The organism is Cellulosimicrobium sp. G4 BAM 1002 (assembly GCF_057126935.1).
On the sequence record NZ_CP182109.1, the window covers coordinates 1,622,978 to 1,648,736 of the forward strand.

Consider the following 25,759-nt stretch of genomic DNA (forward strand, 5'->3'; position numbering starts at 1 on the left):
GCGCGGACGTTTCAGGGCAGTTTCCGGCGGGATGCGGCCCGGAAACAGAGCCGTACCGGCCAGTATCAACTCGGTAACGATCGCCCGTCGCAACCGGGCAAGGGGGAGATCCTTCGCAACTTGGTCTGTAGCGTGGCCTCAAACCGTGGTGGGCTTGCCCGTCCACGCGCGCCGACACTGTCCGAGCGCGCGGGCGGCGGGGCGGCCGGGGGGCTAACGACGCCCTCTCGGACGTGCTCACCATCCCTTGGAGGAGGAACATTGAAGATCAGGCGCACCAGTGCCGCCCTCGCCGTGACGGTCACGGGGGCACTGCTGTTCTCCGCGTGCAGCGGCACGTCGGGTGAAGGCGAGACCGAGACGGACGACTCCGGTATCAACACCGAGTCCGCGGTCACCGTCGCGTGGGAGGCCCCGCTCAACGAGCTCAACCTGAGCTCGTCGAACGGCAACGCGACCCAGAACGCGATCATCAACTACATGCTCAACTCGGGCTTCAACTACTACGACGCCGACCTGAACATCGTCAAGGACGAGTCGTTCGGCACGTACGAGAAGCTGTCGGACGACCCTCTGACGGTCAAGTACACCTTCGGCGAGGACACCAAGTGGTCCGACGGCACGCCCGTCGACGCGACGGAGATCCTGCTGGACTGGGCCGGTCAGTCCGGCAAGTTCAACAACGTCGAGGCTGTCATCGACGAGGAGACCGGCGAGGTCACGAACCAGGCGGAGCTGGACGCGGGCGTCTACTTCGACGGGTCGGACCCCGGCATCGCGCTCATCTCGCAGAACCCCGAGATCTCCGAGGACAACAAGTCCATCACGGTCGTCTACGACAAGCCGTTCGGTGACTGGGAGCTCAGCTGGACGAACGAGTTCGTCCCGGCGCACGTCGTCGGCCAGAACGCGCTCGGCATCGAGGACCCGGAGGAGGCCAAGGCGGCCGTCCGCGACGCGATCCTCAACAACGACTCCGCGGCGCTGTCGAAGATCTCGCAGTTCTGGAACTCGGGCTTCGAGTTCACCACGCTGCCCGAGGACCCGGCCCTCTACGTCTCGAACGGTGCCTACACCCTCGAGGAGTACGAGGAGAACCAGTACCTGACCCTCAAGGCGAACCCGGACTACAAGGGCACCAACAAGGGCTCGGTGGACACCATCACGGTGCGCTACATCGAGGACCCGATGGCCCAGGTCCAGGCGCTGCAGAACGGCGAGGTGGACCTCATCGGCCCGCAGGCCTCCGCTGACGTCCGCACCGCGCTCGAGGCGCTCGACGGTGTCGAGACCCACTCGGGCATCGAGGGCACGTACGAGCACGTCGACCTCGTCTTCGAGAACGGCGGCCCGTTCGACCCCGCGACCTACGGTGGCGACGCGGAGAAGGCCAAGGCCGTCCGCCAGGCGTTCCTCCTGACGATCCCGCGCCAGACGATCGTCGACAACCTCATCAAGCCGCTCAACCCGGACGCCGAGGTGCGCAACTCGAACATCCTCATCCCGGGCTCGCCGAACTACGACGAGATGGTCGCGGAGAACGGGTCGGACTTCTACCCGGCCGAGGGTGACATCGCGAAGGCGCAGCAGCTCCTCGCCGACGCGGGCGTCGCGACGCCGATCAACGTGCGTTTCGCGTACAACAACGAGAACACGCGCCGCGTGAACGAGCTCGCGCTCATCACCGACACGGCCTCCCAGGCGGGCTTCACGATCGTCGACACGGGCCGCCCGGCCGCCGAGTGGGGCACCCTCCTCGCGACCGGTCAGACCGAGTACGACGCGTCGCTCTTCGGCTGGCAGTCCACCTCGACGGCCGTCACCGAGTCGGACGCGAACTTCCGCTACGCGCCGAACCGTGGCGTGAACAACTACGGCATCTACAACAACCCCGCCGTGGACGCCGCGCTCGACAAGCTCCAGGTCGCCACCGACCCGGAGGAGCAGTTCCAGCACCAGCTCGAGGTCGAGAAGAACCTGTGGGCTGACGGCTTCGGCGTGACGATCTTCCAGTTCCCGGCCATCCAGGGCTGGAACGAGAACCTGAAGGGCGTCGAGTCGATCACGATCAGCCCGACGATCTTCCACGGGTTCTGGAACTGGACGTTCGAGGGCTGAGTGCCCTGACGGTCTGATGCGCCCCGCGTCGTCCTCGGACGGTGTCGGACCGCGTCGGACGTGTGAGACCGGGGGTCCCTGGCGGCTCGTCCGCCCGGGGCCCCCGGTCCTCGCATGCTGACAGCCCCTGACGTCTCCCCACCGACAGGTCCCGAGACCGTCGATTCACGAGCACGCGAGACCCGCGCGTAGAATCGATCGGCCCCAGACCGGGGTCCCTAACGACCAGCGAGGTAAGACCTCCGATGTTCTCCTTCATCTCGCGACGTGTGCTCGCAGGGTTGGCGACCCTCCTCGTGTCCACGTTCGCGATGTACCTGCTCGTCAGCGCCGCGATCCGGCCGTACATCTTCATGGATCTCGAGGGCAGCACGGCGAGCAACAAGCAACAGCTCATCGACCAGCGCACCCTCGATCTCGACCTCAACACCCCCGTCGTGGTCCGCTACTTCAAGTGGCTCGGCGACTTCGTGCAGGGCGACCTGGGTGTCGCCTGGCGCAGTGGCCAGCAGGTGACGACCCTGCTCCAGGGCGCGATCATCTCGACCATCCAGCTCGTCGCCGCAGCAACGGTGCTCGCGGTGATCTTCGGCGTCATGGTCGGCATCGTCAGCGCTCTGCGCCAGTACAGCACCTTCGACTACCTGACGATCTTCGTCTCGTTCGTGCTCTACTCGCTCCCCGCCTTCTGGGTCGCGGTCCTGCTCAAGCAGTGGGGCGCGATCGGCTTCAACGACTTCCTGCGGGACCCGAACCTCTCGATCCTCGCGATCGCGGTGGTCGGCGTCGTGATGGGAATCATGTGGTCCCTCGCGTTCGGCGGCTCCGCCCGTCGCCGCATCACCGTCTTCGGCATGGGGTTCGCCGCGAGCGCCCTCGCGCTGCTGTACCTCCAGCTCTCCGGCTGGTGGGAAGAGCCGAACCTCGGCCCCGTCATCATCGTCGTCACCGGTGGCGCGCTCGCGTTCGCGATCACCGCGCTCGTGTCCGGTCTGAAGAACCGCCGGGCGCTCTACGCGTCGCTGACCACGGTGGTCGTCGGTGTCGTCGTCTACTTCCCGATCCAGTCGGTCCTCAAGCAGGTCGACAACTGGTGGCTCGTCCTCGGGCTCGCCGTCGTCACCGTCGCCGTCGGCATCGGGATCGGGTACGCGTGGGGCGGGCCCGACAGGGGCGTCTCCGCACGTGCAGCCGCGATCACCGCGTTCCTCGTGGGCTCGATGATCTTCGTGGACAAGGTGATGTCGGTGTGGCCGGCGTACTTCGATGCGCCCGCCATCAACGGGCGACCTATCCCGACGATCGGCAACAGCACGCCGAACCTCGGCGGCAACTTCTGGGTGCAGACGCTCGACCAGTACACCCACCTCCTGCTGCCGACGCTCGCGCTCGTGCTCATCCAGTTCGCCGGGTACACGCGCTACTCGCGCTCGAGCATGCTCGAGGTGATGAGCCAGGACTACATCCGCACCGCGCGGGCGAAGGGACTGCCGGAGCGCACCGTCGTCATGCGGCACGGGTTCCGCAACACTCTCATCCCGCTCGCGACGATCGTCCCCATCGACGTCATCACGCTCCTGGGCGGCGCGATCATCACCGAGCAGGTCTTCGGTCGACCCGGCATGGGCCTGCTCTTCCTGCGATCGCTCAAGGGCGGCGAGATCGACCCCGTCATGGCCTACCTCGTCATCGTCGCGGCCCTCGCCATCATCGCCAACATCGTGGCTGACCTCATCTACGCAGCCCTCGACCCGCGGATCCGGGTGAACGCATGAGCAACACAACGAACGACGCGCCGCAGGGCGGCGCGCTCGAGAACCAGATCGAGCTGCTCGAGGTCGAGGGCCTGTCGCAGGGCCAGATCGTCCGGCGACGGTTCTTCCACCACAAGGGCGCCGTCGTCGCGCTGATCGTCCTCATCGGCATCATCCTGCTCGCGATCACGTCCATCGGCATCGGCGGATGGCACGGGTGGTACGAGTACAAGGCGTCCGGCCAGGGCTCGACCTACCCGCTGGTCAACGGCGGGCGTCCCTCGTCGGAGCACATCTTCGGGCAGGACGAGGCGGGTCGTGACGTGTTCGCGCGCGTCATGCAGGGCACGCAGACGTCGCTCCTGGTCGTGCTGGCCGTGGGCGTCATCTCGACGCTCATGGGCGTCCTCGTCGGCTCGCTCTCGGGCTACTTCCGCGGCGCGACCGACTCGTGGCTCATGCGGTTCACCGACCTGGTGATCACCATGCCCGTCATCGTCATCGGCGCGGTGCTCGCGCTGCTGTCGGGCGGGAGCAACGCCCTGATCCTGGGCGGGTTCCTCGGGCTCGTCCTGTGGCCGCCGCTCGCCCGCCTCGTCCGCGGTGAGTTCCTCAGCCTGCGCGAGCGCGAGTTCGTCGACGCCGCACGGGTGGCCGGGGCGAGCAGCGGGCGGATCATCTTCAAGCACATGCTGCCGAACGCCGTCGGCGTGATCATCGTCAACGTGACGCTGCTCATGAGCGCCGCGATCCTGCTCGAGACGGCGCTGAGCTACCTGGGCGTGGGGATCCAGGCCCCGGCGACCTCGCTCGGCAAGCTCATCAGCGACTACCAGGAGGCGTTCGCGACGCGTCCGTGGCTGTTCTGGTGGCCGGGCCTGTTCATCGTCGCGATCGCGCTGTGCGTCAACTTCATCGGCGACGGCCTGCGTGACGCGTTCGACCCGCGGCAGAAGCGCATCCCCTCGGAGCGCAAGATGGCTCGGGCGAAGCGCGTCGCCCGCCCGACCGCCACGGTCGTGGCGGACGCTCCTGGCTCGGCCGACGGGCCCGGGACACGCTGATGACCACGCACGACGTCGCCCGTCCGGGGGGTCCGGGACCCCTCGGACGGGGCGGCGCCCCGGCGCGGTCGTCAGGCCGTGAGCGCGGCGACGGTCGCAGCGACCAGCGCGGCGAGCACGCCGAGCTCCACGACGTGCCACGTCGTGCGGGCTCCCGGCGCGCCGGGGAGCTCACGGTCGAGGTGCCCCGCGGCGGCCAGCCCGGCGCGGCGGTCCACGACGGCGTCGGCCACGGACTCGGCGTTCGCCCCGGCCACGACCCTGGTCGGGTCGGCGGGCCGACGTCGGGACGTGCGCAGCCACCGGGCCGACGCGCTCGAGCGGGGCGCGGCCCACGCGGTCACGTGACCGCCCGCGTACCGCACCTCGAGGGAGTAGCGGGTCTCGACGCCCTCGTACGCGGTCCACGGCACGTGGACCGTGCGGGCGACGTTGCGCACCTCGATCCCGCCGTCGGACACCTCGACGGCGGGTCGCCAGAACAACATCCAGACGAGGTACGCCACGAGCGCTCCGGGGGCCGCCGCTCCCGCCACGGCGCCGAGGTCCCCCGTCAGTGCCGTGGTCACCACCAGCGCGACGGCGACGACGCCCGTCGCCACCGTGAGCACTCGGCCGAACGTCGAACGGAACACCAGCGTGGGACCCATGCGCCCATGCTCGCAGAGTCGCGGCGCCACGAGCGCCCGCGCTCGCTCCAGCAGGAAGGACACTGATCAGCGTGGCCAACGAGACGTCTCCCGCGGCCCCGGCCGCGCGCCAGGGCAGCCCTGTGCTGACCGTGCGCGACCTCGGCGTGGACTTCTACGTCGACGGGTCCTGGTACCCCGCTGCCTCGGACATGAGCTACGACCTGCACTCCGGTGAGGTCCTGGCGATCGTCGGCGAGTCGGGTTCCGGCAAGTCCCAGTCGTCCCTCGCCCTGCTGGGCCTCCTCCCGCCGAACGGTCGCGCGCGCGGCTCGGCGAAGCTGGGGGACCGCGAGCTCATCGGGGCGTCGCACGGCGCGCTGCGCCACGTGCGCGGCCGGGAGATCTCCATGATCTTCCAGGAGCCGATGACGGCGCTCAACCCCGTCTACACCGTCGGGTTCCAGATCGTCGAGACGATCCGGACGCACTTCAACGTCGGCCCGGCCGATGCGAAGAAGCGCGCGATCGAGCTCCTGCGCCTCGTCGAGATCCCCGAGCCCGAGCGCCGCTTCGACGCCTACCCGCACCAGCTCTCGGGCGGTCAGCGCCAGCGCGCCATGATCGCGCAGGCCCTCGCGTGCGACCCGAAGCTGCTCGTCGCGGACGAGCCCACGACGGCGCTCGACGTCACCGTTCAGGCGGAGATCCTCAAGCTCCTGCGCGACCTGCGCTACCGCGTCGACGCCGCGATCATCCTCATCACGCACGACATGGGCGTGGTGGCCGACATGGCCGACTCGATCATGGTCATGAAGGACGGCCAGGTCGTCGAGCGCGGGACGTCGGCGGACATCTTCGCCCGCCCGCAGCACCCGTACACGATCCGCCTGCTCGACGCCGTCCCGCACCTGGGCTCGAAGGGGCACACGACCACGGTCACGGACCGCCCGCCGCAGTCCAGGGCCGACGACCGCAAGGTCGTCCTCGACGCGGAGAACATCGTCATCGAATACCCCGGACGTCGCCGTCAGGCTGCGTTCCGCGCGGTCGACGACGTGTCCCTGCGGATCCACCAGGGTGAGGTCGTCGGCCTGGTGGGCGAGTCGGGCTCGGGCAAGACGACGATCGGCCGCGCCGCGGTCGGGCTGCTGCCGGTCACGGGCGGCGCGCTGCGCATCGTGGGCACCGACATGGTGGGGGCCAAGCCCAAGGACCTCAAGCCGCTGCGCACCGAGGTGGGCATCGTCTTCCAGGACCCGGGCTCCTCGCTCAACCCGCGACTGCCGATCGGCGAGTCGATCGGCGAGCCGCTCATGCTGCACAAGGGCACCAAGGGCAAGGAGCTCAGCCGCGAGGTCGAGCGCCTGCTGGACCAGGTCCAGCTCCCTCGGGCCATGCGCAACCGCTACCCGCACGAGCTGTCGGGGGGCCAGCGCCAGCGCGTCGGCATCGCCCGCGCGCTCTCGCTCGAGCCCAAGCTGCTCGTCGCCGACGAGCCGACGTCCGCGCTCGACGTGTCGGTCCAGGCGACGGTCCTCGACCTCTTCACGGACCTGCAGCGCGAGCACGGGTTCGCGTGCCTCTTCATCTCGCACGACCTCGCGGTCGTCGAGATGCTCTCGGACCGGATCGCGGTCATGCACAAGGGCAAGCTCGTCGAGGTGGGGGAGACGTCGCAGGTCGTCCACGCGCCGCAGCACGCCTACACCCAGCGACTGCTCGCCGCGGTCCCCGTGCCGGACCCGGAGGCGCAGCGTCAACGTCGTGCCGCCCGCGACGCCCTGCTCGAGGCAGCCGCCCGCGACATCGCGAACGACGGCGCCACGGCGCTGGCCGACGAGGAGCGCGCGCTCGCTGCGGCGCGGGACGACATGGACCACGAGCGGGCGACCCCGCCGACCGCCGGCGCCGGGTTCTGACGACCGGACGCACCGCAGAGGCCGCCCGGGGCGACCACCGTCACACACTGACGGTGGTCGCCCCGCGGCGTTCCGGTTGCCGGAGGACGTCCGCACGGCAAGCCTGGGTGTCATGACCCGCGCGGACGACGGAGCCGACGACCCAGGGACCGGCGCGGACGCGCCCGTCGCTCACGGCGTCGGGGACACCGCTGGGCCACCCTCCGGGCAGACCGCGGTATCGCCGGCACGACGGGCCGCGGAGGACCACGAAGGGCCGCGCACGGGTCGGCCGGACCCTCGGGTCTTCTACCCGGCGGCGGGGATCATCCTCGTGTTCGTGCTGCTGGCGGTGCTCTTCACGGACACCGTGACGGCGGTGATGAACACCCTGCAGCGCGACGTGATCGGCGTGTTCGGGTGGTACTACGTGATCGTCGTCGCGGCGTTCGTCGTCTTCTCCCTCTGGATGGGGCTCAGCCGGTTCGGCGACATCGTCCTCGGCAAGGACGAGGACGAGCCGCTCTTCCGGCTCCCGGTCTGGTTCGCGATGCTCTTCGCGACCGGCATGGGCATCGGGCTGGTCTACTGGGGCGTCGCCGAACCCCTGTCGCACTACGTGAACCCCAAGCCGGGTGTGGAGGGCAGCGACGCCCAGCTCGCGCAGGCAGCGATGGGCCAGAGCTACCTGCACTGGGGCATCCATGCCTGGGCGATCTACGTCGTCGCGGGGCTCGCCCTCGCCTACTCGATCCACCGCAAGGGTCGCCCGGTGTCCATCCGCTGGGCGCTCGAGCCCCTTCTCGGCGACCGGGTCCGCGGACGCCTGGGCGACGCCATCGACGTCGTCGCGGTCATCGGCACGGTCTTCGGCGTCGCGACGTCGCTCGGCTTCGGCGTCCTCCAGATCGCGGCCGGCCTCGGGTACCTCGACGTCGTCGAGCCGAGCACGGCGCTCGAGATCGGCCTCATCGCGGCGATCACGGCGCTGGCGACGATGTCCGTCGTGTCCGGGCTCGGCAAGGGCATCAAGTGGTTGTCGAACGGCAACATGGTCCTCGCGGGCGTGCTGCTCGTCGTCGTCCTGATCCTGGGTCCGACGCTCTTCGTGCTGCGCGAGTGGGTGCAGTCGCTCGGGTACTACCTGCAGAACATCGTCCGCCTGACTTTCGACACCACGGCCTTCCAGGGCCAGGCGGGGCTCGAGTGGCAGTCGTCGTGGACGATCTTCTACTGGGGCTGGTGGATCTCCTGGGCGCCGTTCGTCGGCGTCTTCATCGCCCGCATCTCGCGCGGGCGCTCGGTGCGCGAGTTCGTGCTGGGGACGCTGCTCGTGCCGACGATCGTCACGACCCTCTGGTTCTCGGTCCTGGGCGGCACGGCCCTGTACCGCGAGCTCACCGATCCGGGCAGCATGCTCGTCGACGGTGAGGTCGACACCGACACGGCGCTCTTCCAGCTGCTCGGCGGCCTGCCGTTCCCCGCTGTCCTCTCCGTCGTCGGGATCCTCCTGATCGTCATCTTCTTCGTGACGTCGGCGGACTCCGGCTCCCTCGTGGTCGACATGCTTGCGAGCGGGGGGAACCCGAACCCGCCGACGTGGAGCCGCATCTTCTGGGCGTCCCTCCAGGGGCTCCTCGCCATCGCGCTGCTGCTCGCCGGCGGGCTGCAGGCCCTGCAGACCGCGGCGATCCTCATCGCGCTGCCGTTCTCCGTGGTGATGATCGGTATGGCGGTCTCCACCGTGCGGGCGCTGCGAGCCGAGCACGCGGCACTCCTGCGCGCGGAGCGGCGGCAGGCGCGCGCCGTCCTGACCGAGCACGTGACCAGCCGGGTCACGGAGTCGATCTCGGAGCAGTGGGAGGAGCTGTACCCCGACCGCCCCGACCGCTGGAGGCCCCTCGTGCGACGTGGCCGCAAGGAGCCGCCGCCGTCGTGACGGTGGTGTCCGGGACGTGCGGACCCGGCGTCGAGCACGTGGTGGGTGACGTGCGTCATGGAGGCGTTCGCGTCGACCCGGTAGGATAGCCCTGCCCGGGAGACGGCCCGAGCGCCGACGGACCTCCCCTCACGGGCGAGGCCCGGCCTCAGGCGGGCCGTCGTCCCCCTCGAACCCCACGAAATGAGAACCGTAGATGTCTGTGCGCTCCGACCTGCGCAACGTGGCGATCGTCGCCCACGTCGACCACGGCAAGACGACGCTCGTCGACGCCATGCTGCGCCAGTCCGGCGCCTTCAGCGCGCACCAGCACGTGGACGACCGCGTCATGGACTCCGGTGACCTCGAGCGCGAGAAGGGCATCACGATCCTCGCGAAGAACACCGCGGTCCGCTACGCCGGTCCCGCGGCGGCCGCGGTGGGCGAGCCCGACGGCATCACCATCAACGTCATCGACACCCCCGGCCACGCCGACTTCGGCGGCGAGGTCGAGCGCGGCCTGTCCATGGTCGACGGCGTCGTGCTGCTCGTCGACGCGAGCGAGGGCCCGCTCCCGCAGACGCGCTTCGTGCTGCGCAAGGCTCTCGCGGCGAAGCTTCCCGTGATCATCGTCGTGAACAAGGTCGACCGGCCGGACTCGCGCATCACGGAGGTCGTCGCCGAGGCGACCGACCTGCTGCTCGGCCTCGCGAGCGACCTGGCGGACGAGGTCCCCGACCTCGACCTCGACGCGATCCTCGACGTCCCCGTCGTCTACGCGTCGGCCAAGGCCGGTCGCGCCTCGCTCGACCAGCCGCTCGACGGCGGTCTCCCGGCGAACGAGGACCTCGAGCCGCTCTTCTCGACCATCCTCGAGAAGATCCCCGCCCCGACGTTCGAGGAGGGTGCCCCGCTGCAGGCGCACGTCACCAACCTCGACGCGTCGCCGTTCCTCGGCCGCCTCGCCCTCCTCCGGGTCTTCAACGGGACCCTGCGCAAGGGCCAGGTCGTCGCGTGGGCGCGCCACGACGGCACCATGCAGAACGTGAAGATCACCGAGCTCCTGGAGACGAAGGCGCTCGACCGCGTCCCGACGGACTCCGCGGCCCCGGGCGACATCGTCGCCGTCGCCGGCATCGCCGACATCACCATCGGCGAGACGCTCACCGACCCCGACGACCCGCGCCCTCTGCCTCTCATCACGGTCGACGACCCGGCGATCTCCATGACGATCGGGATCAACACGTCCCCGCTCGCGGGCAAGGGCGGCAAGGGCCACAAGGTCACGGCGCGCCAGGTCAAGGACCGCCTCGACGCCGAGCTGGTCGGCAACGTGTCGCTGCGCGTCCTGCCGACCGACCGTCCCGACGCCTGGGAGGTCCAGGGCCGTGGCGAGCTCGCGCTCGCGATCCTCGTCGAACAGATGCGCCGCGAGGGCTTCGAGCTCACGGTCGGCAAGCCGCAGGTCGTCACCCGCACGATCGACGGCAAGACGCACGAGCCGATGGAGCGCATGACGATCGACGTGCCGGAGGAGTACCTCGGCGCCGTCACCCAGCTCCTCGCGCAGCGCAAGGGCCGCATGGAGACCATGTCGAACCACGGCACCGGCTGGATCCGCATGGAGTTCATGGTCCCGGCGCGCGGCCTCATCGGGTTCCGCACGCGCTTCCTCACCGAGACGCGCGGCACCGGCATCGCGTCGTCGATCTCCGAGGGCTACGAGCCGTGGGCGGGCCAGATCGAGACCCGCACGACCGGCTCGCTCGTGGCGGACCGCGCCGGCAAGGTGACGCCGTTCGCAATGATCAACCTCCAGGAGCGCGGCTCGTTCTTCGTCGACCCCACGCAGGAGGTCTACGAGGGCATGATCGTCGGTGAGAACTCGCGCAACGAGGACATGGACGTGAACATCACCAAGGAGAAGAAGCTCACGAACATGCGGTCCTCGACGGCCGACAACTTCGAGAACCTCATCCCGCCGCGCCACCTCACGCTCGAGGAGTCGCTCGAGTTCGCGCGCGAGGACGAGTGCGTCGAGGTCACGCCCGAGGTCGTGCGCATCCGCAAGGTGCTCCTCGACCAGACCGAGCGCGCCCGCGCGACGTCGCGCGCCAAGCGCGCCTGACGCCGCGCCCCAGGTGAGCGTGGGACCGGGCGAGCCGTCCGTCGTCGTGCCCGACGGCGGGCTGCTCGCCGTCCACGCCCATCCCGACGACGAGACGCTCGCCACGGGCGCGCTCCTCGCGACGTGGTCGCGGGCGGGGGAGCGCGTCACCGTCGTGACCTGCACGCGCGGCGAGCAGGGCGAGGTGATCGACACCCCGGCGCACCCGACCGGCGTCGGGCACCTCGAGGGGGACGGGCCCGCGCTGGCCGCGCACCGCGAGGGTGAGCTCGCGAGCGCGCTCGCCGCGCTCGGGGTGACGGACCACGTCTTCCTCGACACCGTCCCGCCGGCGGGAGCCCGGTCCGTCGCGGTGCCGGAGGTCGTACCCGACGACGTCGCGCCCGCCCGGTACGAGGACTCCGGCATGGCGTGGGCAGCGCCGGGAGTCGCCGGTGCCGCCGCGCACCTCGCGCCGGGGGCGTTCGTCGCCGTCCCGCTCGACGAGGCCGCCGCGCACCTGGCCGCAGTGGTCCGGGACCGCCGGCCCGCCGTCGTCGCGACGTACGAGGCCGGTGGCGGCTACGGGCACCCCGACCACGTGCGCACCCACGAGGTGACCGTCCGTGCCCTGGAGCTCCTCGCGGAGGCGGGCGAGGAGGTGCCCCCGCTGTGGTGCGTGGTCGCGCCGGAGGGTCGCGTGCGCGCCGCGCGTCGCGCCCTCGCGGAGTACGAGGGCGTCCAGGAGCTGGTCGCCGCGGACGAGACCACCGTCCTCCCGGACGCCACCGGGGAGCTCCCGCCGTTCGCCCGCCCGGACGTCTCCCTGAGCGGCGTCGTCGCCGTGCCCGTGGCGCCCGTGCTCGACGCGCTCCTCGCTGCGATGCGCGCGCACGCGACCCAGGTCCAGCACGTGACCGCCGCACCGGACGCCGGGCCGGACCACCCGCTCCTCGGGTGGTACGCGTTGAGCAACGACGTGCTCGCCCCGGTCCCTTCACACGAGTTCTACGCACCCTCCCGCGGGGCTCTTCCGCTCGACCCCGGTCGTGCGGCGGGCTCCCGGTAGCCTGGGCCGGTGGAGACTGGGATGGGGCGGCTCGTCGCCCGCGGCATGGCGTGCGCGCTGATCGGTGCGATCGTCGGTCTCGTCGGCACCGTGGCGCACCGCGCGACCCCCCTCGGGATCGTGCTCCCGGGCGGGTTCGGTCTCGGCTTCGTCCTCGCACTCCTCGCGGTCCTCGCGGCCGGGGTCCTGTCCCGCGCCTGGGGCGCGATGGCGGGGCTGCTCGGGTACGGGATCGGGTGGGTCGTCGTCGTGCAGCTCCTCTCGTTGCAGGGCCCCGGAGGTGACGTGCTCGTGCCGAGCCAGCCCGTCGGGTACGCCTGGATCTACGGCGGTCTGGTGGTCGTCGCAGCGGTCGCGTTCCTCCCCCGCTCGTGGTTCAGCGAGCGCGCCGTCCGCCCAGCGCTCCACGAGCGCACCACCGGGCAAATCGGACCAGAAGCGTAGGTCCGACCCGCTAGAATTCGCCGTGCGGCCCTCGGCCGCACGAACCCCTCGTCACCGCGCGACATCGCGCGCCTTTCGTCACGGAGACAGTGGATGGGTCAGCCGACCGAGCGAGACGCCGATCTCGACACCTCCCAGGACGCCACGACGACGCCGGTGGCGCCCGACGCGTCGGCGAGCGCTCCCGAGACCCTCGAGACGAGCGCCGCTCCGGCACCGGCCGAGGAGCCCGCGTCCGCCGAGGAGGCGAGCGAGGCGTCCCCCGCAGAAGCCGCCGGAACCGAGGCCGCGGCTCCGGCCGACGCGGGGCCGGCGGAGTCCGAGCCTGTCCAGTCGATGGAGCCCACCGGCACCGAGGACGCGGCCGTGGTGGAGTCGGCAGAGGACGAGCCCACCGGGACCGTGGAGCCCGTGGAGGCCGCCGAGCAGGCTGAGAGCGCGGAGCCGGCCGGGACGGAGCCCGCCGAGCAGGCTGAGAGCGCGGAGCCGGCCGAGGCCGCCGAGCAGGCCGAGAGCGCGGAGCCGGCCGAGACGGAGCCCGTCGAGGCCGCCGAGCCGGCCGGGAGCGTGGAGCCTGACGAGACCGAGCCGCTCGAGGCGGCGCCCGGGCCCGTGGCGACGGCCCGGAGCGACCAGCAGGACGTCGCGGAGACGGCGTCCGCCGCCGCGTCCCAGCAGGACGACGACGTGGACGAGGACGAGGACGACGACGAGCCGTACGTCCCGCGGGTCTTCGCGTTCGACCCGGACGTCCCCGCCGTCCTTGTCCCCGTCGCCGGGGCGGACCCCGAACCGGCCACCGCGCCGCAGCCGACCGCCGAACAGCCGGACGAGGCGGAGCCGGCCGAGCCGAGCCCGGCCGGGGCGCAGCCCGACGCGCCGACGTCGGCCGAGCAGCAGCCGGCCGAGGGGGCGCCCTCCGCGCCTGAGGTCGCGCCGGTTCCTGCGACGGGTGGCGGCGACGCTGACGAGACGGCCGTCGTGCCGGTGGTCCCGCCGTCGTCCGAGGAGGTGCCCGCCGCCGCGACGCAGGTGATCCCGCCGGTCGACCCGTGGGCGCGCCCCGCTCCGGTGGTGCGCACCTCGGTCCGCCCGAGCGCCGCGACGCCGGATTCCCCCACGGCACCGGGCGGCACCACCGCGACCCCTGCCTCTGGCGCAGCGACCGGCGCCGCCGCGGCGTCCGGCGCGCCGAACCTCGTGGGGGCGTTCGGTCCCGTCCCGCCCGACGAGTCGCGCGAGGCGTCGCCGTTCGAGGGGTTCGAGGAGGACCCGCCCCGCCGCGGGTGGGCCCGCGGCCTGATGTGGACCGGCATCGGCGTGCTCGTCGTGGGCGGGCTCTACACCGGCGCCCAGTGGTTCTTCTCGGACAAGGTCCCGAGCGGCACCACCGTCGCGGGCGTCGACGTCGGCGGCCTGACCCGCACGGCCGCGCAGGAGGAGCTGGAGGCCCGGCTCGGCCCGCGCGCCGCGGAGCCCGTCACGCTCACGGCGGGCGAGGCGTCCACGACGCTCGACCCGGCGGCCGCGGGACTGACGTTCGACGCCGCCGCCACCGCGGAGGAGCTCACGGCCTTCTCGATGAACCCGGCGCGCCTGTGGGAGCACCTGTTCGGCGGCGAGGACGAGGCCCCCGTGGTCACGGTCGACGACGCGGCGCTCGACGCCCAGGTCGAGACGTTGCGCGGCAGCCTCGAGGCGGCGCCCGTCGACGGGACGGTCCAGTTCGTCGACGGCGCGCCCACGAGCACGCCGGCCGCTGACGGGACCGCGCTGGTCGCGGACGAGGTGCCCGGCACCATCACGTCGAGCTGGCTCGTCACCGACGGGCCGGTCGCGCTGCCGACCGAGCCCGTCTCTCCGGACATCACGCAGGAGGAGACGGACGCGGCGCTCGTCGAGGCGCAGAAGGTCGTGTCCGCGCCCGTCGTCGTCTCCGTGGGCGGTCAGCAGCCCGAGCTCCCGCCGGAGGCGCTCGCGAGCGCCGCGTCGTACGCGGCGACCGACGGTGCGCTGACCCTGAGCCTCGACGGCGAGAAGCTCGTGGACGCCGTCGTCGACCGCACGAGCGACCTGCTCACGGCCGCAGACGACGCGCACTTCGTGTTCGCGGGCGGGGTTCCCGTGATCGAGGGCGGCGAGCCCGGCACGACGATCGACCCGGCCGCGATCTCGACGGCGGTCGCGACGGCCGCGGTCGGGGACGAGCGCACGGCCACCGTCGAGCTCGTCGAGTCCGACCCCTCGCAGTCCCGCGCGGCGCTCGAGGCGCTCGGCATCAAGGAGAAGGTCTCGGAGTTCTCCACACCGCTCCCGAACGTGCCGATCCGCACGGAGAACCTCCGCGTCGGGGCGAGCAAGGTGACCGGCACGCTCGTCAAGCCCGGTGAGACGTTCTCCCTGGTCGACACGCTGTCCCCGATCACGCTCGAGGGCGGTTACTTCGCCGCGGGAGTGGTGGAGAACGGCAAGCACACCGAGGGTGTCGGCGGCGGCCTCTCGCAGATGGCGACCACGACGTACAACGCCGGGTTCTTCGCGGGGCTCGACGACGTCGAGCACCGGCCGCACAGCTACTGGTTCGAGCGCTACCCGGCCGGTCGCGAGGCGACGATCTACGTGGGCTCGATCGACATGAAGTTCAAGAACGACACCCCCTACGGCGTGCTCATGCAGTCGTGGGTCGGCGGCGGCCAGCTCCACGTCGCGATCTGGAGCACCAAGCACTACGACGTCGAGACGTCGGCGAGCGGCAAGTCGAACGTCGTGCAGCCGTCGACCGTCACCCACACGGGCCCGGACTGCGAGCCCACGCCCGCAGGCAGCCCCGGCTTCTCCATCACGAACTACCGCAAGGTCTACCACGCGGGCGAGCTCGTCAAGGACGAGTCGTACCGCTGGACCTACAAGCCGGACAACGAGGTGGTCTGCGCTCCCTGAGCGCGGGCCGGGACGAGGAGTGCACATGCTCGGACGCAGCGAACGGGAGTCGGGCGCGCAGGCGTTGCTCGCGGCGAGCAGCGCAGGCTGGGTCGACCCGGCCGACGCCGAGGCGCTGCTCGACCTCGGGTCGACGACGGCCACGCTGTCGACGGTCGCGAGCATCGACGGCCTGTCGGCCGTCGTCCACCTCGGGCACCCCGCGCAGCCGTCCCACGAGCTCGAGCGTGCCCTGCTCGCGGCCCCGCCGTCGCTGGTCCTCACGGGCGCCGTCGGGGTGCCTGCGCAGTGGGCGTGGGTCGGCCGCTCGGCCGGTGCGCACGACGTCGCTGGCCACGTCGTGGTCGACGAGGCGGGGATGCGCGACCGGCGGCACGTGCTGCGCACGATGGGTGTCAGCCCGCGGCTCGTCCCGACCCGCACGACCCTCGAGGAGCGCGTGGCGCTCGCGGGCTCCGACGGGAGCCTCGTCGTCGAGCGCGGTGTTGCGCGGGCCTCGCTCGCGCCGCTCGGCTTCGTCGAGCTGCCGGGCAGCGAGCGCCTCGCCGAGGGGGCCCCGGTCTGGTACGGGCTGCTCGAGTCGCGGCCGTCCGCCCCGCACGTGGACGGCAGCGCCCAGGTGTGGCTCGCGTTCGGTCCGCGTGACGACCACCGCGGCTCGCTCCAGCAGACGCTGGGCCTCTTCGCTGACGCCGGCATCGACCTGCAGCACCTGCGCAGCCACCGCTCCCAGGCCGGTCCGCACATCTTCTTCGCGGCGTTCTCGTGCCCCGACGCCTCCGCGCTGGACGGGCTCGTCGGCGGGTTCGCCGAGCGCGGGGTCGCGTACCGGGTGCTCGCAGTCCTGCCGGGCCAGGAGTTCGTGCCCGGCCCGGACGCGCTCGAGCCGCGCTGGGCGGTGGCGTCGTCAGACGTGGCGGCGTCGAGCATCCCGTCGGATCCCGTGCGCGCGTGAGCGGCGTCGGGTACCTCGGGCCGCAGGGGTCGTTCACGCACCAGGCGGCGGCCACCTGGGCGCGCACGCAGCCGGGGGCGCTCGACCTCGTCGCGTCCGCCAACGTCGCCGAGGTCTTCACCCACGTGGCTGCGGGCCGGCACGAGCGCGGCGTCGTCGCGATCGAGAACACGGTCGAGGGATACGTCGTGCCGTCGCTCGACGCGATCGTCGGGAGCCCGTCCGTCGTCGCGGTGGACGAGGTCGTGCTCGACATCTCGTTCGACGCGTTCGTGCGACCGGACCACGGCGACCTCGCCGAGGTGACCGCGCACCCGCACGGTCTCGCGCAGTGCCAGCGGTTCGTCGACCGGACGGGGCTGCGGCCGCTCCCCGCGGAGTCCAACGCCGCCGCATGCCGCGACGCCGGGGCGCACCAGGTCGCGCTCGGGCCGACCATCTGCGGAGAGCTCTACGGGCTCGACACCTTCGAGCGGGCGGTCGAGGACTTCGCCGGCGCGCGCACCCGCTTCCTCGTCCTGGCGCCGCGGGCGGAGGCAGCGGGCATCCTCGCCCGTGCCCGCGACGGCGGTGACGCGCCGTGGCGCACGATGCTCGCGGTGACGCCCGTCGTCACCGGGCCAGGCGTCCTCGCGCGCATCACGCGCTCGTTCGGCGAGCGCGGGGTGAACCTCTCGAGCCTCATCACGCGCCCGATCAAGAACGTCGCGGGAACCTACGTGTTCGTCGTCACCGTCGACGGCGCCCCGTGGGACGCACCGGTGCGTGCGGTGCTGGACGACCTCGTGCGCGCGGGCGACTCGCTCAAGACCCTCGGCGTCGTGCCGGCGGGCCGCGAGCTGGACGAGACGCCCGACGAGGCGCACGTCGACGTCGACGCCGCGCACGTGCCGGTCGGGAGCGTCGGCGCCGGGTCGGACGCGGACGCGCTCGCGACGGGGCTGCTCTGGTGAGCGTCGTGCGTCCCGAGCGCGGGCCACGGAGTGTCGCGGTCGTCGGCCTCGGCCTCGTCGGCGGCTCCGTCGCCCGGCTCCTGCGCGAGAACGGGGTGGCCGTCACCGGGTACGACGCGACGGCCACGACGCGGGCGGCGGCGTGCGCCGCGGGCCTGCGGGTCGCCACGGACCTGGCCGACCTGTGCGCCGACGAGCCGGACGTGCTCGTGCTGGCCGTGCCGCTGCGCGCCATGCGTGCCGTCGCGACCGAGCTCGCGCGCCACGTGCGGGGTGCGACCGTCGTCACGGACGTGGGGAGCGTCAAGGGCGCGGTGCGCGACGCCGTGCGCACGGCCGGCCTCGCGGCGCGGTACGTCGGCGCCCACCCGATGGCGGGCACGGAGCACTCGGGGTTCGAGGCGTCGGACGCCGGGATGCTGTCGGGCGCACGGTGGGCGGTGACCGTCGACGCGACGACGTCGCGCACCGCGTTCACGACCGTCCTGCGGCTGGTCACCGGTCCGCTCGGCGGGACGGTGCACGTCCTCACCGACGACGTGCACGACGAGTCGACCGCGCTCGTCAGCCACGTCCCGCACGTCCTCGCGACCGAGCTGCTCGGGGTCGTGGCCGACGCGCCGGTCCGGGAGGTCGCGCTCGGGCTGGCCGCGGGGAGCTTTCGCGACGCGACGCGCGTCGGGCGCACGGACCCGCGCCGGACGGAGGCGATGGTCACGGACAACGCGGCGTGGGTGGCGTCCGCGCTGCGCGTCGTCGTGCGCGACCTCGAACAGCTCGTGCGCGCGCTCGAGTCCAACGCGCCGGTGGGGGAGTTCTTCGACCGCCCGGAACCGGTCCGCGGTCCCGCGCCGGCGTCGATCGACGCACCCGAGCGCGTCGTGCTCGACGACGACGGCGCCTGGCGCACCGCGCTCACCGCGGCGGGTGCACGTGGGCGGGTCGTGGTGAGCGTCGAGGACGACGCCGTCGCGGTCGCCTGAGCGGCGCGGGTCAGGCGGGTCGGCGCGGCGGCCGCGGGGGGACGCGCTTGCCGGCGACGATCGCGTCGAGCGGGACGACGACGAGCGACGGCTGCGCGTCGTGCTCGCCATGGCCACGGTGCGGCGGGACGCTCCCGCCCGCGTCCTCGCGCAGGACCAGGTCGGTGGGCGTCGTGCGCACGACGACCCCGATGACGTCGGTGAGCGGCTTGCCCGCGGCTGCGGCCTCGTCGTCGGGCAGGCGCCGCCGGACGACGACCCGGGTCCCCGGCGCCCACGTCGACCACGGGGTGTCAGGCACGTGGTCGGCTCCTCGTCGTGGTCGTCCGGGCAGGTGGGGATCGTGTGACGTTCGTCCACGGGCTGGTCAGCGATGGTCGGATCCGGCCCGACCTGAGCGATACTAGTCGGGCATGCCCCTGTCGTGACCTCGCCCCTCGCCGGGCAGGGTCCGGACGAATCCAGAAAGGTACCCGGTCGTGACTTACGTGATCGCCCAGCCGTGCGTGGACGTCAAGGACAAGGCGTGCATCGAGGAGTGTCCTGTCGACTGCATCTACGAGGGCAAGCGGTCGCTGTACATCCACCCCGACGAGTGCGTCGACTGTGGTGCGTGCGAGCCGGTCTGCCCCGTCGAGGCCATCTACTACGAGGACGACGTCCCGACGGAGTGGAGCGACTACTACCGCGCCAACGTCGAGTTCTTCGACGACCTCGGCTCGCCCGGCGGTGCCGCGAAGATGGGTCTCATCGAGAAGGACGACCCGATGATCGCCGCGCTCCCGCCGCAGGCCTGAGCACCCGCACCCCGCACGTGGGACTCGCCGACCTCTCCGGTCTCGCCTATCCCTGGGACACGCTGACCCCGCTCGCGGAGCGCGCCCGCGCACACCCGCGCGGCGTCGTGGACCTGTCGATCGGCACGCCGGTCGACCCGACACCCGCCGTCGTGCGCGAGGCGCTCGCGGCAGCGTCGGACGCCCACGGCTACCCGACGACGCACGGCACCCCGGCGCTGCGCGAGGCCGTGGCCGCCTGGTTCGACCGGCGCCGTGGCGTCCCCGGTCTCGACCCCGACGCCGTGCTCCCGACCGTGGGCAGCAAGGAGCTCGTCGGCCTCCTGCCGTCGCTCCTGCGCCTCGGGCCGGGCGACGTCGTCGTGCACCCGCGCACCGCCTACCCGACGTACGACGTCGGCGCCCGGCTCGCGGGCGCGACCCCGCTCGCGACGGACGACGTCGACGCGTGGGCGGGCCGTCCCGACGTCCGGCTCGTGTGGGTCAACTCCCCGAGCAACCCCACGGGGCGCGTGCTCGACGCCGCCCACCTCGCGCGCGTCGTCGCCGCGGCCCGCGAGATCGGCGCGGTCGTGGCGAGCGACGAGTGCTACGCCGAGCTCGCGTGGGCCGAGCCGTACACGACGAGCGGTGTGCCGAGCCTGCTCGACCCTGCCGTGACGGGCGGCTCGCACGACGGGCTCCTCGTCACCTACTCGCTCTCCAAGCAGTCGAGCATGGCGGGCTACCGGGCCGCGTTCGTCGCGGGCGATCCGGCGCTCGTCGCGGACCTGCTCGCGACCCGCAAGCACCTGGGGATGATCGTCCCCGCCCCGGTCCAGGCGGCGATGGTCGCGGCGCTCACCGACGACGCGCACGTCGCCGCGCAGCGCGCCGTCTACGCGCGCCGCCGCGAGGTGCTCGTCGGGGCGCTCGGCGCCGCAGGACTGGAGATCGACCACTCCGAGGCGGGCCTGTACCTGTGGTCGCGACCCGCCGGAGGCGGCGAGCAGGACTGCTGGCAGACGGTGTCGGACCTCGCCGACCTCGGCATACTGGTCGGACCAGGAGCGTTCTACGGACCGGAGGGCGCCGGGCACGTGCGCGTCGCCCTGACCGCGACGGACGAACGCGTCCACGAGGCCGCCGCTCGACTGTCCGGAGCCTGATCGCTGACGTGACCTGCCTCACGTTCGTGTGGCGTTCTCGTGACGGTTCCGGATTGGTCACGTGCGGGTGAAGCGGGGTACGGTCGACCGCGCGGCAACGGCGCGAGCAGCAGCAGGAAGGGAACCATGACCACCACACAGCAGCGGACGGTCCGCCTCCTCGTCGACGACCAGGCGCAGGACCTGCCCGTGGTCGCGGCGACCGACGGCAACGACGGCATCGTCGTGTCCTCCTTGCTCAAGTCGACCGGCCTCGTGACCGTCGACCCGGGCTTCATGAACACCGCGTCGTGCGAGTCGAGCATCACGTACATCGACGGCGACGCCGGCATCCTGCGGTACCGCGGGTACCCCATCGAGCAGCTCGCCGAGCAGTCGAGCTTCCTCGAGGTCGCGTACCTGCTCATCCACGGCGAGCTCCCCGACACCGCGACGCTCGAGGCGTTCGTCGAGCGCGTCAACCGCCACACCCTCGTCCACGAGGACTTCCGCACGTTCATGGGGACGTTCCCGCGCAACGCGCACCCCATGGCCGTCCTGTCCTCGGCGATCAACGCGCTGTCGACGTTCTACCCCGAGTCGCTCGACCCGTTCGACGACGAGACGGTCGAGCTCGCGACGGTCCTGCTCCTCGCCAAGACACGCACCATCACGTCGTACCTGCACCGCCGCCGCGTCGGCGAGCCGCTGCTCTACCCGGACTACTCGCGCGGGTACGTCGACGACTTCCTGCGCATGACGTTCGCGACGCCGTACCAGCAGTACGAGGCCGACCCCGTCGTCGTCGACGCGCTCGACAAGCTGCTCATCCTGCACGCCGACCACGAGCAGAACTGCTCCACCTCGACCGTGCGCGTCGTCGGCTCCTCGCACGCCAACCTCTACGCGTCCGTCGCGGCCGGCGTCAACGCGCTCTCCGGCCCTCTGCACGGGGGCGCCAACGAGTCCGTGCTGACGATGCTCGACAAGATCGCCGGCGCCGAGTACGACGTCGACACCTTCATGAAGAAGGTGAAGAACAAGGAGGACGGCGTCCGCCTCATGGGCTTCGGCCACCGGGTCTACAAGAACTACGACCCGCGCGCCGCCATCGTGAAGAAGTCCGCCGACGCCGTGCTCTCGACCCTCGGCAAGAAGGACCAGCTCCTCGACATCGCCATGGGCCTCGAGGAGATCGCGCTCAACGACGACTACTTCATCGAGCGCAAGCTCTACCCGAACGTCGACTTCTACACCGGCCTCATCTACAAGGCCATGGGCTTCTCGCCCGCCATGTTCACGCCGCTCTTCGCGCTCGGCCGCATGCCCGGCTGGATCGCGCAGTGGCGCGAGATGATGAAGGACCCCCAGACGAAGATCGGCCGCCCGCGCCAGGTCTACGTCGGCGAGACCGAGCGCGACTACGTCCCGGTCTCCGACCGCTGACGCCTGCCTCCCCGGACGCCGCGTCGCTCGCCTCACGGTGAGCGGCGCGGCGTCCGTCGTGTGCGGGTTGCGTTCGGGAGGGGGTGGGGTGTGCGGCGCCGCACACCCCACCCCCTCCCTCGGAGGTCCGTCACCACAGTCCGGGCTCGCCCACCCACGGCACCACGGCCCGGCCCGGGTCGGCCGCCGCCCCGGCGCGGCTCGATCGGCGTGACGTCGGCCCCGGCCACGGCGCGCGCCCACGTCCGTGAGTCAGCTCGGCGGCGGGAGGGGCTGCTCGGCGCGCGGCTGGGCCGTGCGTGGGCGATCAGCGCACGAGGTGGGCTGGTGCAGCAGCCTCCGGTCCCGACACCCGAGGCGACCACGACGCGCGACAGCAACGGATCAGGAGGGGTCGGGCGTCGCGACCGTGAGGCGGACCGTGCCGGGGGCGGGTGGGGGAGCGGCGCCGTCGGCGGACGGGTCGACCGCGGTCCAGGTCGGGTCGTCGCGGGTCCAGCGCTGGTCGGCTACCTCGACGGCGACGACGTTCGTCGCGTTCGCGGTGGCGACGGCCCACTGGGCGACGGCCCAGGCCGCGCGCCCGGCGTCGCCGTCGCGCGCCGCCGGTGGGAGGGACGCGGTGTCCACGACGACGGTCCCGCGCGTCGGGTCGGTCTCGTCGACGACGGCGGGCAGCTCGCCCAGGTCGCGCGCGACGCGGGCGGTGAGCAGTGCGGTCGGCTCGCCGTCGGCGGGGACCTCTGTCGCGGCGACGGGCGCGAGGTCGCACGTGAGGGACGCGGGGGAGAACCCGGTGAGCGCGGACGCCCAGGCGCGCGAGCGCGGCTCGTGCTGGGCGTAGGCGTCGGGGAAGCCCGACCGCTGGACGGCCTGCGCGGCGACGGTGACCTCGAGGGTCTCGTAGCCGTCGATCGTCTCGAGCACGTCGTAGAACGCGTTGGTCGAGTAGACGGGGTCCATGATCTGCTCGACGCTGCCCCAGCCCTGGGACGGGCGCTGCTGGAAGAGGCCGACCGAGTCGCGGTCGCCGTAGTCGATGTTGACCAGGCGGGACTCCTGGAGCGCGGTCGCGAGCCCGATCGTGGCGGCGCGGGCGGGGTACCCGCGCCGGACCGCCGTCGCCGCGACGAGCGCGGCGTTGTCGGACTGCGTGAGGGAGAGATACCAGGTGCGCCCGTCGGCGGTCGCGGCGCAGCGCTCGGCGACGGGGGTCTCCTCGTCGAGGCGGTTGAGCGCGACGACGACGCCGCCCACCGCGACCGCGGTCACCGTGAGGAGGGTGACCGCGGCGCGCAGCGGGCGGCGTCGGGTGCGCGCACGCCCGGTCGTCGCGCCGCGTGGGCGCGGGGACCGGGGCTCGCTCATGGTCGGCCTGCGTCGATCAGTTCGCGTGCAGCGCGGCGTTGAGTTCGACGCCCGCGCCGGTGCGCGAGACGGCCTCGACACCACCGGTGAGCGAGTTGCGGCGGAAGAGGATGCCTGAGCGTCCGGCGAGCTCGCGGGCCTTGACGACGAGCGGCGCGCCGGCGCCGTCGGTCTGCCCCACGACGCTCACCTTGGTGCCGGCGGTGACGTAGAGGCCGGACTCGACGACGCAGTCGTCGCCGAGCGGGATGCCGAGCCCGGCGTTGGCGCCGAGGAGGGAGCGCTGACCGACGGAGATGACCTCGCGGCCTCCGCCGGAGAGCGTGCCCATGATCGAGGCGCCGCCACCGATGTCGGACCCGTCGCCCACGACGACGCCCGCGGAGATGCGGCCCTCGACCATCGACGTGCCGAGCGTGCCGGCGTTGAAGTTGACGAAGCCCTCGTGCATGACGGTCGTGCCGGGGGCGAGATGGGCACCGAGGCGCACGCGGTCGGCGTCGGCGATGCGGACGCCCGAGGGGACGACGTAGTCGACCATGCGGGGGAACTTGTCGACGCCGTACACGGTGACGGGCTGCCCCGTCGCGCGCAGCCGCAGGCGCGTCTCCTCGAAGCCGTCCGTCGCGCACGCGCCGTGGTTCGTCCACACGACGTTGACCAGCACGCCGAACAGGCCGTCGAGGTTGAGCGTGTGCGGGGCGGCGAGCCGGTGCGAGAGCAGGTGCAGGCGCAGGTACGCGTCGGCGGTGTCGGCGGGCGGGGCGTCGAGGTCGATCTCGGTGCGGACGACGACGACGTCCACGCCGCGCAGGTCGTCGCGCTCGGCGAGCGCGACGAGGGACGCGGGGACGGTCGTGTCCCTCGGGGCGTCGCCGAGCGCCGGCGCGGGGTACCAGACGTCGAGGGTCGTGCCGTCGTCGGTGACGGTCGCCAGGCCGAAGCCCCACGCCGTACGCGGCTCGGACGCGGTCGCCGAGGGGGCGGTCGCGGGGGTCGCAGAAGTCATGCGCACCACCCTATCCGCCGCCGGTAGGGTGCTGGCGTGACCTCTCCCACGCCCGTCGCCCCGCCCGCGATCCCGCCCGTGCTCGACCTCACCGGCGACCTCGTCGCGCTGTTCCGGGCGGTGTGCGACACGCCGTCGGTGAGCGGGGACGAGCGCGCTTTGGCTGATGCCGTCGAGGTGGCCCTGGGCGCGTTCTCCCATCTCGAGGTGGTGCGCGACGGCAACGCGGTGGTCGCGCGCACGAACCTGGGCCGCGCGCGCCGCGTGGTCGTCGCGGGTCACCTCGACACGGTGCCGCTGACGGACCCGCCGAACCTGCCGACGCGCGTGGTCGGCGACGGCCCGCACGCGGAGGTCTGGGGTCGCGGCACGGTCGACATGAAGGGCGGGGTCGCGGTGGCGCTCGCCCTCGCGGCCGAGCTCGTGGAGCCGGTGCCGGACGTCACGTGGGTCTTCTACGACCTCGAGGAGGTCGACTCGGACCTCAACGGGCTCGGGCGCCTCGTCCGGAACCGGCCCGACCTGCTCGCGGCGGACTTCGCGGTCCTCGGCGAGCCGACGGCGGCCGGGCTCGAGGGCGGCTGCAACGGGACCCTGCGGGTCGAGGTGCGCGTGCCCGGCGTCGCGGCGCACTCGGCACGGGCCTGGACCGGGCTCAACGCGATCCACGCCGCGCACGAGGTGCTCGACCGTCTCGCGGCGTACGTCCCGCAGGAGGTCGAGGTCGACGGCCTCGTGTACCGGGAGGGGATGAACGCCGTCGGGATCCGTGGCGGCATCGCGGGGAACGTCGTCCCGGACGAGTGCGTGGTCACGGTGAACTTCCGCTTCGCGCCGTCGCGCTCGGTCGCCGACGCCGAGCAGCACGTCCGCGAGCTGTTCGCGGGCTTCGACGTGGTCCTCACCGACGCGGCGCCCGGCGCGCGGCCCGGGCTCGACGACCCGCTCGCGGCGGAGTTCGCGGCCGCGGTGCTCGCCGTCACGGGCGGGGCGCCCGGGCCCAAGTACGGCTGGACCGACGTCGCGCGCTTCGCCGAGCTCGGGGTCCCGGCCGTGAACTTCGGCCCGGGAGACCCGCTCCTGGCGCACAAGGACGACGAACGCGTGCCGGCCGGGCAGCTCGCGCTGTGCCGCGACGCGCTGCGTGCGTGGCTCACCGGCTCGTCCGCGGCATAGG

20 protein-coding genes are annotated in these 25,759 nt (G+C 72.4%); 16 read left to right on the top strand and 4 right to left on the bottom strand.

Annotated elements, in window-relative coordinates; genetic code table 11:
• Positions 1-261: 261 nt before the first annotated feature.
• The 3 genes from ACMXGY_RS07300 (at position 262) to ACMXGY_RS07310 (ending at position 4,936) form a co-directional block, all read left to right on the top strand.
• Positions 262-2,118, top strand: a complete 1,857-nt coding sequence (locus ACMXGY_RS07300; protein ID WP_483776190.1) for an ABC transporter family substrate-binding protein — start codon at positions 262-264, stop codon at positions 2,116-2,118.
• A 245-nt stretch (positions 2,119-2,363) separates the two neighbouring features.
• On the top strand, positions 2,364-3,893 hold the full coding sequence (locus tag ACMXGY_RS07305; protein ID WP_483776191.1) for an ABC transporter permease: 1,530 nt from the start codon (positions 2,364-2,366) through the stop codon (positions 3,891-3,893).
• A complete protein-coding gene (locus ACMXGY_RS07310; RefSeq protein WP_483776192.1) occupies positions 3,890-4,936 on the top strand; it encodes an ABC transporter permease in 1,047 nt (348 codons plus the stop codon). Before ACMXGY_RS07305 ends, ACMXGY_RS07310 begins: the two co-directional genes overlap by 4 nt.
• A 71-nt stretch (positions 4,937-5,007) precedes the next feature.
• Here the strand turns inward: ACMXGY_RS07310 and ACMXGY_RS07315 are convergent, their stop codons facing one another.
• Positions 5,008-5,586 carry a PH domain-containing protein gene (locus ACMXGY_RS07315; protein ID WP_483776193.1) on the bottom strand — a complete coding sequence of 193 codons (579 nt, stop codon included), beginning with the start codon at positions 5,584-5,586 and terminating at the stop codon, positions 5,008-5,010.
• Positions 5,587-5,657: 71 nt separating this feature from the next.
• On the opposite strand from ACMXGY_RS07315, the gene ACMXGY_RS07320 reads away from it, so the two are divergent.
• The 9 genes from ACMXGY_RS07320 (at position 5,658) to ACMXGY_RS07360 (ending at position 18,835) form a co-directional block, all read left to right on the top strand.
• Entirely contained in the window at positions 5,658-7,487 is a 1,830-nt protein-coding gene (locus ACMXGY_RS07320) for an ABC transporter ATP-binding protein (protein ID WP_483776194.1), read from the top strand.
• A gap of 112 nt (positions 7,488-7,599) precedes the next feature.
• Positions 7,600-9,405, top strand: coding sequence for a BCCT family transporter (locus ACMXGY_RS07325; RefSeq protein WP_483776195.1), 1,806 nt, complete (start codon positions 7,600-7,602; stop codon positions 9,403-9,405).
• A 196-nt stretch (positions 9,406-9,601) separates the two neighbouring features.
• On the top strand, positions 9,602-11,512 hold the full coding sequence (typA, locus tag ACMXGY_RS07330; protein WP_483776196.1) for a translational GTPase TypA: 1,911 nt from the start codon (positions 9,602-9,604) through the stop codon (positions 11,510-11,512).
• Positions 11,513-11,525: 13 nt separating this feature from the next.
• Positions 11,526-12,560, top strand: a complete 1,035-nt coding sequence (locus tag ACMXGY_RS07335; RefSeq protein WP_483776197.1) for a PIG-L family deacetylase — start codon at positions 11,526-11,528, stop codon at positions 12,558-12,560.
• 9 nt (positions 12,561-12,569) lie between these two features.
• A complete protein-coding gene (locus ACMXGY_RS07340) occupies positions 12,570-13,004 on the top strand; it encodes a hypothetical protein (protein ID WP_483776198.1) in 435 nt (144 codons plus the stop codon).
• Between the two features lie 93 nt (positions 13,005-13,097).
• On the top strand, positions 13,098-15,944 hold the full coding sequence (locus ACMXGY_RS07345) for a VanW family protein (protein WP_483776199.1): 2,847 nt from the start codon (positions 13,098-13,100) through the stop codon (positions 15,942-15,944).
• Between the two features lie 25 nt (positions 15,945-15,969).
• Positions 15,970-16,899: an ACT domain-containing protein gene (locus ACMXGY_RS07350; RefSeq protein WP_483776200.1), complete on the top strand. Its 930-nt coding sequence runs from the start codon at positions 15,970-15,972 to the stop codon at positions 16,897-16,899.
• Positions 16,896-17,852 (top strand): prephenate dehydratase, encoded by a 957-nt coding sequence (locus ACMXGY_RS07355; RefSeq protein ID WP_483776201.1) that lies wholly within the window; start codon positions 16,896-16,898, stop codon positions 17,850-17,852. Before ACMXGY_RS07350 ends, ACMXGY_RS07355 begins: the two co-directional genes overlap by 4 nt.
• Positions 17,849-18,835 (top strand): prephenate dehydrogenase, encoded by a 987-nt coding sequence (locus tag ACMXGY_RS07360; RefSeq protein ID WP_483776202.1) that lies wholly within the window; start codon positions 17,849-17,851, stop codon positions 18,833-18,835. The genes ACMXGY_RS07355 and ACMXGY_RS07360 overlap by 4 nt, the downstream gene beginning before the upstream one ends.
• A 10-nt stretch (positions 18,836-18,845) precedes the next feature.
• Here ACMXGY_RS07360 and ACMXGY_RS07365 read toward each other — a convergent pair whose 3' ends face one another.
• Entirely contained in the window at positions 18,846-19,136 is a 291-nt protein-coding gene (locus tag ACMXGY_RS07365; RefSeq protein WP_483776203.1) for a putative acetyltransferase, read from the bottom strand.
• 178 nt (positions 19,137-19,314) lie between these two features.
• Here ACMXGY_RS07365 and fdxA point away from each other — a divergent pair, with 178 nt between their 5' ends.
• The 3 genes from fdxA (at position 19,315) to ACMXGY_RS07380 (ending at position 22,205) form a co-directional block, all read left to right on the top strand.
• On the top strand, positions 19,315-19,632 hold the full coding sequence (gene fdxA, locus ACMXGY_RS07370; RefSeq protein ID WP_024841122.1) for a ferredoxin: 318 nt from the start codon (positions 19,315-19,317) through the stop codon (positions 19,630-19,632).
• Positions 19,633-19,649: 17 nt separating this feature from the next.
• Complete coding sequence (gene dapC / locus ACMXGY_RS07375; RefSeq protein ID WP_483776204.1) at positions 19,650-20,780, top strand: succinyldiaminopimelate transaminase; 1,131 nt, start codon at positions 19,650-19,652, stop codon at positions 20,778-20,780.
• 126 nt (positions 20,781-20,906) lie between these two features.
• On the top strand, positions 20,907-22,205 hold the full coding sequence (locus tag ACMXGY_RS07380) for a citrate synthase (protein WP_483776205.1): 1,299 nt from the start codon (positions 20,907-20,909) through the stop codon (positions 22,203-22,205).
• Positions 22,206-22,589: 384 nt separating this feature from the next.
• Here the strand turns inward: ACMXGY_RS07380 and ACMXGY_RS07385 are convergent, their stop codons facing one another.
• Both ACMXGY_RS07385 and dapD read right to left on the bottom strand, forming a co-directional pair.
• Positions 22,590-23,573 (bottom strand): hypothetical protein, encoded by a 984-nt coding sequence (locus ACMXGY_RS07385; protein WP_483776206.1) that lies wholly within the window; start codon positions 23,571-23,573, stop codon positions 22,590-22,592.
• A gap of 16 nt (positions 23,574-23,589) precedes the next feature.
• The gene (gene dapD, locus ACMXGY_RS07390; protein ID WP_483776207.1) at positions 23,590-24,582 is read right to left on the bottom strand and encodes a 2,3,4,5-tetrahydropyridine-2,6-dicarboxylate N-succinyltransferase; all 993 of its coding nucleotides are present in this window, start codon (positions 24,580-24,582) and stop codon (positions 23,590-23,592) included.
• Between the two features lie 36 nt (positions 24,583-24,618).
• Here dapD and dapE point away from each other — a divergent pair, with 36 nt between their 5' ends.
• Entirely contained in the window at positions 24,619-25,758 is a 1,140-nt protein-coding gene (dapE, locus tag ACMXGY_RS07395; RefSeq protein WP_483776208.1) for a succinyl-diaminopimelate desuccinylase, read from the top strand.
• The last annotated feature ends 1 nt before the right edge of the window (position 25,759 follow it).